Genomic DNA, 15,058 nt, shown 5'->3' on the forward strand with positions numbered 1-15,058 from the left:
ATTATGCAAAAAAATCTCAAAAAGATTATCAGTTTTCTACAAGTTGTTGATTCGGGCTCATTCACTAAAGCCGCAGATATTTTAGGGCTAAGCCGTTCTATGGTGAGTGTCGATATCAAACAATTAGAAGCTCAGCTTAATGTAAGCTTGCTAACACGAAATACGCGAAATATTGCATTAACAGAGGTGGGAAAACATTTTTATGACGACTTTAAACGTATTCAAAGTCAAATAGATGAAGCTTTCGAAAAAAGCCAAAATTTAGGAACTAATATTGTAGGTTTGCTGCGCTTTTCATCAACAAGTGAATTTGGCCAACGTTTTATTTTGCCACTACTACCTGAATTTTGCCGCCTTTATCCTAAGCTAAGGTTACAGTATTCATTTAACTCATCCTTAGATGACCTTATCACAGAGAAACTCGATTTATCTATTCGGTTAGGTAATTTAAAAAATTCATCCCATAAAATGAAAAAACTGGGTGAATATGAAATTTACTTAGTTGCCACCCCTGAATTTCTAAAAAAACACCCAATCAAACAACTCACTGATTTAGCAAATGTTCCATGGATTAACCATGCGCTATTAAACTGGCAAGATCCTCAATATTTTTTACAGAATTCAAAAAATGAAAAATATTACTTACCTTTAATTAAAAACCAATATGAGTCTAATTCTGCCGCCGTTATTCACCATATGGTGTTAGCCTCATTAGGTATTGCAATATGCCCAGCTTGGATGGTTGATGATGACTTGCGGTATGAACGCTTAGTTCATGTATTACCTGAATACCGTTTGCCGAAACAAAATATTCAATTACTTTACCCAAATACTTTTGTTTTACCGGCTAAGACACGTGCATTTATCGATTTCTTAACCGATAAATTAGCGGCAAAGAAATAAAGATAGGTCGGTTCAATGTTTCTAAAATAGAGATTTCTAATCTACCACAGTATAATAGCTATTTTCCTAATCGGAAATGGCTATTATGCCCTCCATGGCATAATAGTTTGCTTTATTTCTTAGATGCTAAATAATCTTGTAGAGTGCCTTCCGGCTTTTTCTTACAAAACTCAACAATCTGAGGGACTTCGGCAACACTTTGCTCTGTTAGCGCAACATAATCTCCACCTTTAAATTGCGTTTCTTGATTTGTTACCCATAACGCAATAGGTGCCCAGCTCTGAGGGTCTAAATTAATAAATTGTTGGCAAGTCATATTTTCAGGTGTAACCGTATTTTTGTCTGCCGCCATTGAGTTAAATGAAATTGTAGATACAGCAAGTAATACGCTAGATATAATAACCTTTCTCATTTTGAACTCCTTTGAAAATTAAAAACACAGAATCATGTGCCGGAATATTATTAGCATATTATTTATGGAACTTACATATTCTAATTTTGATGATTAAATTTATACCGAGTCAAAAATTCGAATAATAAATAATAAAAACAAATAACTATGAACAATTACTTAATTAGACCATCAATATACGATATATTTTTTTATAAAAAAGCCACTTATACAAAGTGGCTATGATTATTTAATTAGACTGTTTTTACTTCCATCTCAGCAGGATCTTTAATTGGTTCATTAACAAAGAAGAAATAAACCAATGATGCTAGGAATGCGACAGTTGCACAAACCACAAGGGCTAAGGTAAATGAATGTGTTTGGTCAATAATAATACCGGTAATAATCGGAGCAAACGACCCTCCAATAAAACCACCGAAATTTTGAATGCCACTCACAGAAGTGATTAAGCGAGAAGGCACTGAAACTAAAATCAATCCCCAAGCAGAAGTCCCCGCAAAGTGAATAGAAAATAGTGCCATACTAATACACGCAACGGCTGAAAAGGTACTGTCAGTATAAGCGGCAGGCAATGTAAACATCGCAGCGAATAACAAGCCTAAGCAAATCATCCACTTACGGCTTTTCATTTTGTCAGCACCACGTTTCACCACATAGTCTGCAACAACACCATTTACCAGCATTCCCAGCGCACCAAATAAAAAGGGTATTGCTGCAACCCAGCCGGTTTTTTCTAGACTTAAACCTCTGGAGTTTTCAAGATAAGCAGGCAACCATGTGAGGTATAACCAAACCATATAACCCACACCATTAAACCCAATGATCATTCCCCATAAAGAACGTTGTTTAAATAATGACGCCCATTCCTTGAAAGAAACTTTATTCGTTGAAGATGGTGGAGCACCGTCATTTAAATAGTTTAATTCATCATCTGTTAATTCTAATTGTTCACGATTACGATAGAAAATAAACCAAAGTATAGACAGAATAATCCCACTAATACCGATAATAATAAACATTGTACGCCAGCCAAAAGCTAACATTAATGCAATGAGCAAAGGTGGCGCTAATGCTTGAGCTAGAGTAGAGGACATATTTACAATCCCCATTGGCAGACCACGCTCACGGATATTATACCAATCATTAACGACTTTAACGCCTGTCGGTAAATGCGGTGCTTCACCAATACCTAAAATAACCCGTGCAATAATTAAATGGGTAAATGAAGATAATAGCCCTGTAACCGTTTGTGCTAACGACCATAAGAACAAACCGAAGCCATAGATCTTTTTAACCCCAAAGCGTTCCATTACCATACCTATAGGTAGTTGGCATAACGCATAGCCAAATGAAAATACCGATAACAGTAATCCCATTTGAGTTGCACTAAATCCTAATTCTTTACTGATTGTAGAGTTAGCAATAGAGAGTGATGCTCTATCTAAAAAATTAATGATACCTGCTATCAACAAAAATGTAAGCGCAATAAGCTGCCAGCGCTTTAGCCTTTTACTCGCATGTAGTGACATAATTAAGTACCTTTAAGACGTAACAGGACCCTGCGGAATAATATTTACTCCGCAGATTTATTTTATTAATAATCTTTATTTTTTATCTATTATTTACGACTTTAACTTTAATATTAATTCTATTTCCACTGGCGTATCAAAAGGTAATGTATTCGTACCGATTGCTGAACGTGCATGCTTACCTTTATCACCGAGTATTTCAATTAAAAAATCTGAAGCTCCATTCATGACTTGTGGTTGGTTTTTAAAATCATTAGTACTTTGTACAAAACCTAATAATTTTATACATTCATCAATTCTATCTAAATCTCCTAAATATGCTTTCAACGAGGAAAATATATTAACAATGCACTGTTTTGCTGCTTCTTGACCTTGCTCGACTGTTAATTCTTTACCTAATGTACCACTATAAATTAAAACGCCATCTTTTTGGCAATCATGGCCTGATGTATATAATAAATCCCCATACTGCTTAATGGATACATATGAAAATTTTGGTGCCCCTGGTGTGGCAAGTTTAATCCCTTTATCTTCTAATTTTTTTTCAATATTCATTCAATTTTCCTATTTATTGAGCAAGATATTAGCCATGTCATAATAAATTTCCGCAGCAAGGTATAATTCTTTTATTTCAACAAATTCATCTTTAACATGAGCTTGAGCTAATCCCCCTGGCCCCATAATAAGTGTAGGGATCTCACTGGTAACCGAGAAAAAAGGCGCCTCACATGTCGCTTCAAATATTTCTGGTTGCGCTGTTTTTTCTGTAAAACGGCTCACTGTATCTAATGCAACTTTAGTTAATTCGTGATCTGCTGGGATATCTGAAGCGGGAATAAATAAGTAATTATCTAAGTGATAATCTATCTCTTCACCTTTATTATATTGCGCAATAGCTTGATGCAATCTCGCCTCTATTTCTTGCTTTTCTTCCCCTGGAACGAGTCTTCTATCTATTTCAATATCACAATGCTGCGGAACGATATTCGGAGCTGTACCACCATTTATGGTGGTAATAATCATTGAAGCATTTCCTAATAGTGGGTGACTAATTTCCTCAACAGAAGTGCGATGTTGCTCTATCGCAGGTAGTATTTTGGCCATCTTAGAAATGGCACTATCAGGATAACGAGTTTTTGCTGCATGACCCGCGGTGCCTTTAGTACTTAAGTTATAACGGCTAACGCCTTTATGTGCGATACAAACACCAAGAGACGTTGGTTCACCAATAATGGCATAATCTGCAGAAATTCCATCTTTAATGTAATGCAGCATGCCAAGATTAATTCTCTCCTCATCCACATTAAATACTAATGTTAAATTACCTGAAAATGCATCTTGATTACGCTTTAATAATGTTGCCGCATACATCATTGCAGCAACACCAGACTTCATATCTGCGGCTCCTCGCCCAAAAACTTTGCCATCTTTAATCACTGGGTCGAATGGCTCGGTGCTCCAACCACAACCACAAGGCACAACATCTATATGACCGTTGAATAATAAATGTTTACCTTTTCCTGAACCTTTTAAATGTGCAATAACATTTGGACGTCCAGGAGCAACCTCTTGCATTTCAACATCAATATTTTCTTGTTTAAAGTAGTGATATATAAATTCAGCAACTTGTTGTTCTTCCCCTGGTGGGTTTTCAGATTTATGCCGAATTAAGGCACAAAGAAGCTCTAGCAACTCATGTTGTTGCTGTTCATTTAATTTATACATTTTATTCTCCGATATTTAATATCGTGCGTCTGGTATAATAATATGGTCTATTTCATTATTATTTAATGCATATATTTTGTTTGTTAAGTTAGGAATAACACAACTGTGATTCGGTATAATATTTAATACATCACCAATATTTAATTTAATTTGTTTTGGGTCATAGCGAAGATAGCCATGCTCTTCATTTAATTTAACTAGTTTTATATTTGGGTCTTCCACTATATAACCAAACCCTGGTTCTGCGGATTGATCAGAAGTTAATGTTTTTGTCCCTGCATCTACTGTTGCATACCCCTCAATAGGAATACTCACAACCGTTGTTCTTATTGTTAAAGCGCAATCTTCAGGCGTATAAATACCACCATAGATAGCATTCATATCGCCAAAAATAAAGTTCCCAGCCCGTGACTCTGTAATCCCTTTTAATTCATCAGCATAGAATGAAGATAATGTTGAGCCGCCAGATGTCCGAGGCGCTTCGATACCCAATTTCTCTAACCGTTTTTGGCAAGATAATAAAAGCTCTGCATCTGCTTTTGCCGCTTTACGTATTTCAGGCTCTGTACGGTATTGGTATATTGTTCCTGCATAAGTAAATACACCAATAATTTTCAAATTAGGTAATTTTTGTATTGCCAGTGCAAATGGCTCTAAGTCATCTAATTGAATTCCTTCTCGGTGAGCACCATAATCAACAGCAATATAGACCTCAATAATTTGGTTTTCTTGCTTTGCTGCTGCTGATAATTGTTCAGCACCTTGTAGGCTATCAATAATTGTTCTTAATCTGATTTTTTTAGCTAACTCAATAAATTGCTTGCACTTTTGTTCACCGATCATTGGGTAAGCAAGTAGAATATGATCAATTCCGCCTTCCGCCATAACTGTCGCTTCTTGCAATGTGGCACACGTAATTCCTTTTGCACCACAGGCAATCTCAAATTTTGCTAATTCTACTGATTTATGCGTTTTTATATGTGGCCAGTGTTCAATATCTTGCTGTGTTAGCTTGCCTATCATGCCTCTGACATTTTTTTCAAGTTGCTGTAAATCTAAAGCAACATAAGGCGTTATTGGCATAAAAACCTCTCTTATTCTTCATTATTGTCTTCCCCTTTTAATTCCGCTAAATAGGTATAAAGGGTATATTTGGAAATATTTAAAAATTCACAGATTTTCTCACCTGCTTTTTTGATTAAGAACGCACCTCTATCATCAAAGAATTTAATTGCATCCATTTTTTCTTTTTTTCCCATATTGATGACGGGGACTTTAATAACCTGCATACATTCTTGAATAAGGTGATCTAATATTTCATTAACGTCCGTGACAAAAACTTCCTTAACCGTATCCTGCTCAATGCTATTGCGCTGTGTAATGCCTTGAATAGCTTTTTCTGCAGCAATAAATTCTGAAATATCTTGATTAATACAAAGTGCCCCAGAAACTTTGCCAGTTTCATCACGTAAATAGATTGAAGTTGAACGCAACATTTTCCCATCTTTGGTTTGGGTAAAATAATTGTATTTGTCGCCATCAACATCAGTGCCGCGCAATACCTCAAGCCCTAAATTACTACTTGGGTCTCCCACCTTTCGCTTCGTTACATGACCATTAATAATTGCAACAATACTGCTTTCTAGCCCTTTACTATGGTCATGTAATACCACTTCACAAGTGTCGCCAAATTGGCCCGCAATCCCTTTCATAACTGCCAATAACATTTCAAAGTTGTCTTGGATAATTTTCATTTTCTACCAAACTTATTTTAAGCCTAACTAAATATTAGTTAGATCATAATGGAGACTCAATCAAGATTTGAGCAATTTGTGATCTATATCTTGATTCTAGCTAACAAATTTTTAGTTGCCATGACTAACATAGCAATAATCCCAGTTTATAAAAAAACTGGGAGATAAGATAGAACAAGGGATTTCAGAGAGTTTGTTAATGAATGGAAAGCTATATAGAGATAAACTAGCCGCCTAACTTTTTGTTAGTTTCTATTCCCGACAAAAAGTTAGCGATCCTATTTTTATAGATTCACCCAGAACACCCCCGTTTCTCGGATCTCTGTAAACTGCTTTTGAAAGTCAATTAAGTTTTGTTCTGGATTTAATGCGCTAAATCGCTCTGGATGCATAAATTTAGCCATAGCTTCAATGGCAAATATGTTCATCGGATTGTTGTAAAAATTATGGTAAATCGCCATAACGCGCTTTTCTTTAACTGCCGTTAATGATGAAATCCCTTGCCTATCCATTAATACCGATAACTGCTTCTGCACGTTAGCTTTATCTGCATTATATCCTAAGCTTACTGCGAGCGAGCGACGATTAAAATTGTGCCAATCAGCGCCAGTCAGTAAATAGAATTCTGGGTTTAATGTAATAATATTCTCAATGGAGCTTTCAGCCCCTTTTGCAGGAAAGCTATCTGCAACAAGATTATTTCCACCTGCCAAGGATGCTAAAACACCATAACCTGAACGCCCATAAAGCTGACAGCAACTATCCGCAAATAGCCCGGCATTTGCTTCAATCAAAACAGTTGGAAATGGCTGAGATAGTTGGCTTTCAATGGCCTCTAATTTCTCTTGATACAGCGTTGCAAACTGCCCCGCTCTTTCTTGTGTTCCTAATAATTCTCCTAATAATAAAATGCTTTTCGGCGTATTTTTCGCAATATCCATTCGAAAATCAATAAAAATGACTTGGATACCTGCAGCTTCGAGTTGCGGTAAAATTTGACTATCACGCATCGCACCATAATTAGCCTTATGCATAACTACCACATCAGGCATTAACTCGATCAACTTTTCCACTTGGAGACCGGCTTCACGTGTTTTCTTTAACGTGGGTATTTTGCCTAATTCAGGCAACACACTGAAATAAGCTTGTTTTAAATCTGGTGCGTATTGCGTAAGCGAATCACTCCAACCCGCAATGCGTGATATCCCTTCTTTACCAGCAGCAATATCCACTGGCAAAATATCACGGCTATCCACCAAAAATAATTTTTCGACGGGAAGATTAACAGTAACTTCACGACCTTGTAAGTCAGTGATCACCGTTGATGTTTTTGCCTGCGACCAAAAACTGAGCAAGCAAAATAACCCTATAAGAAATGATTTCATGGAATATCTCATTACTTTTTATTGCTAATAATCTGCTAGAAATAAGCCACTAATACATAGTGACTTATTTTCAATTAATTAAAATGTCACACTGTAATTAAGGGCAAAGGTTCGACCACGGCCTTTATAATCGTACAGGTTTGCAGCTCCGTATTTCGGGCTATATAAACTTTGTGCCCGCTGCCCCCAAATTGTGGAGTAATTTTTATCTAGTAGGTTTTCCACTGCAAAGCTAACTTTACCCACTGGCAGCATATAACTTCCTAATAAATCAACGGTATTATAACCATCAAGTTTCTTACCTGCCGAATCCGTTAAATTGAATGTTTGTTGGCTTTGTAAGCGTAGTGCCCAATCATTCGGTTCCCAACCAATATAAGCATTCACTTTTGACGGGCTCGCGAAGTCAACGCTCCATTTTTCCCAGCTACCATCCACTTTAGTTTCTGATTTTTGTAGATTGAAATTACTTCCTACGCTCCAATCTGAATCAGCAAAGAAGTAATCCACCGCGCCTTCAACCCCATAAATACGGCGTTTATCGGTTTTCATATAGATGGTCATATCATCTTTATTAATGCCATAACTTCTATCAGACAACGAATAATAGGTGGCAACTTGTGTGCGCAGGTTTTCCCCTGTGTAACGCCATCCTAACTCAAACGAGTTAACCTTAATTCCTTTTACCTTGGTATCATTAATGTTAACACTTTTATTGAGATGGTAGTGACCATTGGCATCTGGGGTCTTCGCATAGTCACCTGTTCCGTAATACTTAGCAATATCAGGAATTTCAAAGCCTTGAGAGAAATTAAACCATGTTTGTTGCTCTTCAGTTAGGTTAACCAGCAGCCCTGCATTAAACAGTAAGTTGTTGTAATCCGTTTTCCCACCCGGTACTGCATCCGCTGATTTACCTTTACCATTAGCAATCGCTTCTTGCTGCGCATAACCAATAAAATCATCCACTTTATTTTCAGTATATTGGTAACGCACACCACCGCTTAACGTGAACATCGGCGTAATGTCATAACTGCTTTGTAAAAATGTCGCCATATTGGTGGTGGTATAACTTGGATAGCGGCCGATTTGGAAAGCTTTAGTTAAATCCATTCCTCCTGATTCTTTCGCTTTATCTAAATCAAAAAACATTTGATTCGCACGAAATTGCTCATGCTCTGCATCCACACCATAAGTTAACGTTAATTCATCGATAGGTTGGCTATTGAATGTCAGCTTGGTTCCATAAAAATTGGTTTTTTGATCCGATGAGCTGATACTTGTAACATCCTTGCCAGTCAAGGTTGGGAAGGGATAAAACTTTTGTGATTCATCACGATAATAAACTTGAGCAACAAAATCTTGCCCAAACACATCTGCATTTGAATACTGTAAATTGAGCAAATTGCGCTCAGTTCCTGGCAAACGATCAGAGCTTAATTTACTGCTGTTATAAGCTTCACCTTGTCCTTTAACCGCGGAAAAGTCTTTTCCTAAATAGAGGCCGTGTTTACCATCAGACTCACTTTTATAATGCTGATAAACGGCTTGAAGCTGTTGTTTTTCATCGATTTTGATAGTACCTGATGCCATCACGTCAAGACGATCAGAAAATTGCAGCCCTGTTTGGGTATTATCAATATTAATCGCATTACCTTTGCCATCATACCAACCGCCATAGCGTTGATAAGCAACAGAAATTCGTCCGTGAGCGTTCTCATTACCACCACTTACTGCTGCGGCAACATTTTCATCGTGATCTTTACCATTGTTAAAGCCTGTTTTTCCACCTAATTGCAGAGAAACCTGTTTTTCTTCTTGGCCTTTTTTCGTCACGATATTAATCAAGCCACCACTACTGCCACCGCCGTACATCGCCGTTGCACCTGAAATAACCTCGATATGATTGATATTAAAAGGATCGATGGAATCTAATTGGCGACTATCACTACGAGAAGAGTTAAGGCGTACCCCGTCCACCATCACAATCATTGAACGGCCACGCATATTCATGCCATAGTTTGTCCGCCCTTGGCCACTGACACTCATTCCTGGAATAAGCTGCGCTAAAATATCTTTTAACTCTTTTCCACCTTCAGCTTGCTGTTCAATTTCAGCATTATCAATCACCCATGTGGTTTGCGCCATTTCTGAAACGGTTTTATAACCACGTGTAGCGGATACGGTTATGGATTCTTCTTTTTTATCAGCGGCAAATACGGAGGGGGAAATAAAAGGGAAAAAGCAAGGAGAGATAATAAAAAAATGCTTTATTTTCATTAAATTAAACCTTTACATTATTAGAATTGCTGTTATTGAATCTAAAAAATAAATCACAATGCATGATTAAATTACTATTTATTATTTTATCAAATAATTATTATCAACAGTAACTAAGAATCAAGATAAATATAAGAATTATTATTATTAGCAATATAAAATATAAGGTTATTCAACATAAAAATACAAATCACGCATCCCTGCGTAAGATCTTCCTATAGGTTACTTCACGCTAACGACTGCAATATAATTCAATTTTCCACGATTTTGCCGAAAATGACGGAACATACGCAAAAATTGAGGACGGTTTTCTTTCTTCAATGCATTGCGGATAATCTTTAGCGCACCGAATACACCTTCATCGTAAATTAACCCTTTTGGCGATAATAGCGTCATTGGGCCAGTATGGGATACCACTTGCTGAAAGCCCACTTGTTGGAATAATTCCACCCACTGTGTTTCCGGTAATGGTTGCGCTTTGACATTAATCGCTTGTTGCATTTGAGAAACGACATTTTGGACAGCTTGGGCATCCTTAAATGCAATATCATGGGTTAATAAACATCCGCCTGGCTTTAGTACTCGATAGTACTCCTGCAATAGCTTTGCTTTCGCTTTATCAGCGTACATGGTTAGCATGGCTTCATTAATGACCACATCAAAACTGTTATCCTCAAACGGTAATTTCGATGCATCTGCCATTTGAATTGTCACTAATTCTGTTAACCCTTTATTCGCAACGTTTTTTTGTGCTTGTGCAAGCGCCTGTTTGTCCATATCAATACCTGTAATATGGCAATGAAATTGAGAGGCAATTTCAATAGCTGTGGTTCCCATATTACACGCAACTTCAAGAACTTGGCTGTTCTTATGTAATCCTGATTGGCTAAGTAACCACTCGGTTGCTTCTTTCCCTCCTGGGCGTAGGCGTTTTTTCCCCAAACGAGCTAGAAATTTGTGCCCTGCTTCATGGGCAGTAAATGATTGGTCCATTCACACCTCCAAGTTAGTGTGTACAAGCTATTTCAGGCTCACGTAACATAACTAACAGCATTTTTGCTGGTTCAAGCGCATCTACCGCATGAGGGATATTAGCCGGCATTCTGACAATTTCCCCTGGTTTAGCCATCACTGACTTACCTTCGATCGTGAGTTGTAAATTCCCTTCTACAACCATCACAATGGCATCAAAAGGGGCACTGTGCTCAGATAGCGCTTGGCCTTTATCAAAAGCAAATAAGGTGATATTCCCCCCACCATTTTTCGCTAATACACGGCTTGCAATACCTTGTTCGGTATAATTAATTAACTGATTGATAATCAGCGCTTCTGCGGGTGTTATTGTGTTATTGCTCATCGTTTATATTCCTTAATTTAATCATTTTCATTCAGTTATCTAAATAGCGGAATGACCCCTTGGGTCTGCCGGCCTTGATAGTCCATTGGCATAATTGCAACAGGTAATTGGTACAGTTGTGTCAGGTTTTCTTCCGTTAAAATTTGTTCAGTTTCACCAAATAAACAGCCGCTACTGTTAAACAGCAATAATGAATAGTCAGCGATATGCAGCGCATGCTGTGGATAATGACTCGTAAATAAGATGGTCATTCCGCGATGTATGGCTAAATCACGTAAAACGCTGAGCACACTGTCTTGGTTGGCAAGATCCAACGCGGATGTCGGTTCATCCAGAATCAAAATTTTTGGTTCACTGGCTAATGCTCTCGCAATCATAACCATTTGTTTTTCCCCTCCACTGAGACAGTTAAAGGGTTGGTCCGCAAAATTACTTATGCCTAAGTACGCTAAACACCGCTCTACAATTTGGTTATCTTTTTCATTGGGTGAGGCATACCACGGCAAGTGACGAATACGCCCGAGACTCACCATGGTGCGAACAGAATAATGAAATAGTGAACCACTAAGCTGTGGAACATAAGCGACGGGGGCATTTAGTGAAATATTGCCTGTTGATCCTTTTTGTAAACCGAGCAAGAGTTTTAATAAGGTGGTTTTTCCACGGCCATTCGGCCCTAAAATCGCGCCAATGCTGCCTTTGGGCTGCTGAAAAGTTAAATTCGTAAATAACTGGCGCTGTGCAATTTTGAAATTAAGGTGTTCAACTTGGATCATAAATTGGCCACCTTTTTATTTAATGTATGGATCAGTAGTGCAAAAATGGGAGCACCGATTAGTGCGGTGATCACACTTAATGGAATTTCCGCATTCGTCATACTGCGGGCAAAGGTGTCGACAGCTACCATATAAATCCCACCAATAACTGCACTAGCGGGCAGTAATATCCGGTGATCATGTCCTACCACTAGCCGTGCAATATGCGGAACAATCAGTCCTACCCAGCCGATGGTGCCGGATACCGCCACTGTCGCACTAGTGATCAAGGTCACGCTGAGTAACACGGCCCAACGGGTTCTATTAATTTTCATCCCTAAGGCTTGTGCATTTTCTTCCCCTAAGGAGAGCACATTGATACGAAAACGCAGTGCAAAAATGACTAAAACACAGACCATAACAACAGGAAAAACAATATTAAGTTTAAGATAAGACGCACTGGCAAAGCTGCCCATAAGCCAAAAAACAATGGTTTGCAAAGTATTATTAGGGTCTGCAAAATAGGTAATTAACGAAATTAATGCAGCAAAAAAAGCATTAATAATCACCCCCGCAAGGATTAACATTAATAGCTGGCTGCCTTGGCGATTCAAGCCGAGTAAAAAAACTAGCACGATAGCTAACAACCCACCGACAAAAGCCAATGAAATGGTGATCAACAAAGAAGAAAATAACAAAATAGCTAGCGCGCCACCCAATGCGGCTCCAGATGAGACGCCAATAATTTGCGGCCCAACTAATGGGTTACGGAAAATGCCTTGCAAAGCCGCCCCCGCAACCGCCAACCCAGCCCCTGCTGTACCTGCTATCAGAACTCGTGGTAAGCGCACATTTAACACGACATTTTGTTCCGTACGACTATAGTTCCCCATCATCTCGTTACCCAAAATGGTGTCATAGAGAATATGCCAAACCGCAGAAAACGAAACCGGGTAGCGGCCACAACTTAGTGCCAAAACAAACGTCAACAATAGGCAAATGGCGAAAACGAGCCAAAGATATTGGGGCTTACGCATGCGGTTTCCCCATTAAAGAGATGTAGTGCTGGCTATTTTTGTTCATCTCCATTTGCAAAATGCCGTCAATTTGCTCATCAGACACGTCATAGCTATAAAGTTGCTGATATCTCAGGCGAATTTCCTCACGCAATGGCATTTTCATCGTTTCTGGATGAAAAATCATTGATAACCATTGCCAATACAGCGGTGTTTCTTGGTTTGGTGCATCCCAGATAAAACCACCAATAGGAAGCTTATATACGCGCTGGTTTTTCACTGCAGTGACTTCGCTTAACATGGGATTGCGATAAACGTCAGCTGGCGATAACCCCTCTTCGAAATTACCCAATAGAATAATGTCAGGGTCCCAAACAAGAATTTGCTCAATATTGAGCGTTCTTGGCCCAGTGAGGTCGCGGTTTAAACTCACTCCACCCGCCAATGCAAAATCCGCGTTGTTGTGTGATGTTGAGCCAAATGTTTGAATACTCTGGTTAAAATGGGAGAGATACAGAACACGAGGCTGCTGCGCTTCTGGTATTTCAGCGGTAGTTGCTGAGAGTGTATCGACAACTTCTTGGCGCCACTGGATCATCTTCTGTGCTTTATCATTGTGGCCAAGTGTTTGTCCCATTAGGCGAACCCACTCTTGCGTATAGCGTTCTTGCCCATAATCTAACGTAGCAACAGTCAGCCCTGCATCACGCATAGGGGAAATAATATCATCCCCTCGATGACCCCATTGCCATACCAGATCGGGCTCCACATTAAGCAATGCTTCAATATTTGGTGTAAAGTTGTTACCTACGACATTTGAATTCACCTGTAAAACAGAAGAAAACATTTGGCTTAACATGCCATCTCGCGCAGCAACCTTTGCAAAAGGATGCATTCCAACTAATTTTTCACTGCTTTCATCCATACCAACTAACATCGAAGCGGCAGGGATTGGGATCACGACAATACGTTTTGCAGGGGCTGACAAATGAATTTTATCCCCTGACATATCTGTGAAATCAACGGCTTGTGATGCATATACGTTGCCCATCCCCCACAAGGTCAGAAAAACGGCGATGAGTCTAAAAGCATTATTTATCATAGGGTTATTCAGCTCTCTGCTAAGATCTCAATTGATAATGTGTATGATTATCATTTATACTTATGCCATTCTAAGACGGCGTAAGAGGATGACCTATGACATTTGTCAAAAACGTTTTCCCCCATACACAATCACTCAATGCCATAAAATCGTGCTTACTGTTTAATGGGATAGAAGATGAAAAACTGGCATTACTGCTGGAAAATTGTGGCCATATTCGCTTTAAAAGTGGTGAAATCCTGAACCATGAAGGAGAACCATTTAAGCATTGCCCTTTGATGATAAGCGGGCAAATCGAGGTGTATCGCCACACTTATTTGGGCGAGGAAAAAATTTTTGGTTTATTTTGCACAGGGGAAATTGTTGCCATCGCAGCCGTTTTTATGCCACATAACCGCTATCCTATGAGTTTACGGGCAAAAACCGACGGTGAAGCCTTGCTACTCGATAAACGTGATATTTTACGGCTTTGCCATGCCTGCCCACAAATTATGGAAAAGCTACTCATGCGTTTTAGTAGCAAACTGTATGAAAACATTAACCATATTGATTGGCTAACTTCAAGTTCTGCTGAACAACGCTTGGCTGCTTATATTCTTGATTTAAAACATAAACAACTAACTTCAGATATTGTTTTACCTTTATCTCGGGGCCAGCTCGCCGCTAAATTAGGCATACGCTACGAAACACTCAGCCGGTTGGTTTCAGGGTGGCGGCAAAAAGGGTTTATTGATATCGAGAAAGACACTGTGCATATCCATAATGAAAACTACTTAACGCAATTATCTATTTCTGCACAGCGCCCATTTTAACAACCACGCATTAACCAATATTAATGCG

At 38.7% G+C, this 15,058-nt stretch carries 15 protein-coding genes; 2 read left to right on the forward strand and 13 right to left on the reverse strand.

Annotated elements, in window-relative coordinates; all coding sequences use genetic code 11:
• The first annotated feature begins 3 nt into the window (after positions 1-3).
• Entirely contained in the window at positions 4-903 is a 900-nt protein-coding gene (locus PR725_RS00575; protein WP_004908546.1) for a LysR family transcriptional regulator, read from the forward strand.
• Between the two features lie 112 nt (positions 904-1,015).
• Here the strand turns inward: PR725_RS00575 and PR725_RS00580 are convergent, their stop codons facing one another.
• The 13 genes from PR725_RS00580 to PR725_RS00640 form a co-directional block, all read right to left on the reverse strand.
• On the reverse strand, positions 1,016-1,315 hold the full coding sequence (locus tag PR725_RS00580; protein WP_004908543.1) for an HdeA/HdeB family chaperone: 300 nt from the start codon (positions 1,313-1,315) through the stop codon (positions 1,016-1,018).
• A 233-nt stretch (positions 1,316-1,548) separates the two neighbouring features.
• Positions 1,549-2,844: an MFS transporter gene (locus PR725_RS00585; protein WP_004908541.1), complete on the reverse strand. Its 1,296-nt coding sequence runs from the start codon at positions 2,842-2,844 to the stop codon at positions 1,549-1,551.
• 93 nt (positions 2,845-2,937) lie between these two features.
• Complete coding sequence (locus PR725_RS00590) at positions 2,938-3,399, reverse strand: RidA family protein (protein WP_109911765.1); 462 nt, start codon at positions 3,397-3,399, stop codon at positions 2,938-2,940.
• A gap of 9 nt (positions 3,400-3,408) precedes the next feature.
• On the reverse strand, positions 3,409-4,569 hold the full coding sequence (locus PR725_RS00595) for a M20 family metallopeptidase (RefSeq protein ID WP_109911764.1): 1,161 nt from the start codon (positions 4,567-4,569) through the stop codon (positions 3,409-3,411).
• A gap of 15 nt (positions 4,570-4,584) precedes the next feature.
• A complete protein-coding gene (locus PR725_RS00600) occupies positions 4,585-5,652 on the reverse strand; it encodes an alanine racemase (RefSeq protein ID WP_272567093.1) in 1,068 nt (355 codons plus the stop codon).
• A gap of 11 nt (positions 5,653-5,663) precedes the next feature.
• Positions 5,664-6,323, reverse strand: coding sequence for a helix-turn-helix transcriptional regulator (locus PR725_RS00605; protein ID WP_109911762.1), 660 nt, complete (start codon positions 6,321-6,323; stop codon positions 5,664-5,666).
• A gap of 284 nt (positions 6,324-6,607) precedes the next feature.
• Positions 6,608-7,708: an ABC transporter substrate-binding protein gene (locus PR725_RS00610; RefSeq protein WP_004908526.1), complete on the reverse strand. Its 1,101-nt coding sequence runs from the start codon at positions 7,706-7,708 to the stop codon at positions 6,608-6,610.
• 78 nt (positions 7,709-7,786) lie between these two features.
• Complete coding sequence (locus tag PR725_RS00615; protein ID WP_198635230.1) at positions 7,787-9,988, reverse strand: TonB-dependent siderophore receptor; 2,202 nt, start codon at positions 9,986-9,988, stop codon at positions 7,787-7,789.
• Positions 9,989-10,210: 222 nt separating this feature from the next.
• Complete coding sequence (locus tag PR725_RS00620; protein ID WP_109911760.1) at positions 10,211-10,981, reverse strand: class I SAM-dependent methyltransferase; 771 nt, start codon at positions 10,979-10,981, stop codon at positions 10,211-10,213.
• Positions 10,982-10,994: 13 nt separating this feature from the next.
• Entirely contained in the window at positions 10,995-11,345 is a 351-nt protein-coding gene (locus tag PR725_RS00625; protein WP_211889238.1) for a cupin domain-containing protein, read from the reverse strand.
• A gap of 35 nt (positions 11,346-11,380) precedes the next feature.
• Positions 11,381-12,121 (reverse strand): ABC transporter ATP-binding protein, encoded by a 741-nt coding sequence (locus tag PR725_RS00630; RefSeq protein WP_109911759.1) that lies wholly within the window; start codon positions 12,119-12,121, stop codon positions 11,381-11,383.
• Positions 12,118-13,137 carry a FecCD family ABC transporter permease gene (locus PR725_RS00635; RefSeq protein WP_004908512.1) on the reverse strand — a complete coding sequence of 340 codons (1,020 nt, stop codon included), beginning with the start codon at positions 13,135-13,137 and terminating at the stop codon, positions 12,118-12,120. Before PR725_RS00635 ends, PR725_RS00630 begins: the two co-directional genes overlap by 4 nt.
• Positions 13,130-14,218, reverse strand: a complete 1,089-nt coding sequence (locus PR725_RS00640; protein ID WP_228367216.1) for an ABC transporter substrate-binding protein — start codon at positions 14,216-14,218, stop codon at positions 13,130-13,132. The genes PR725_RS00635 and PR725_RS00640 overlap by 8 nt, the downstream gene beginning before the upstream one ends.
• Positions 14,219-14,313: 95 nt before the next feature.
• Between PR725_RS00640 and PR725_RS00645 the strand changes: the two genes are divergently transcribed.
• On the forward strand, positions 14,314-15,030 hold the full coding sequence (locus tag PR725_RS00645) for a Crp/Fnr family transcriptional regulator (protein ID WP_109911756.1): 717 nt from the start codon (positions 14,314-14,316) through the stop codon (positions 15,028-15,030).
• The last annotated feature ends 28 nt before the right edge of the window (positions 15,031-15,058 follow it).

The sequence above is a fragment of the Providencia sp. PROV255 genome (assembly GCF_028478065.1).
Taxonomy (GTDB): domain Bacteria; phylum Pseudomonadota; class Gammaproteobacteria; order Enterobacterales; family Enterobacteriaceae; genus Providencia; species Providencia rettgeri.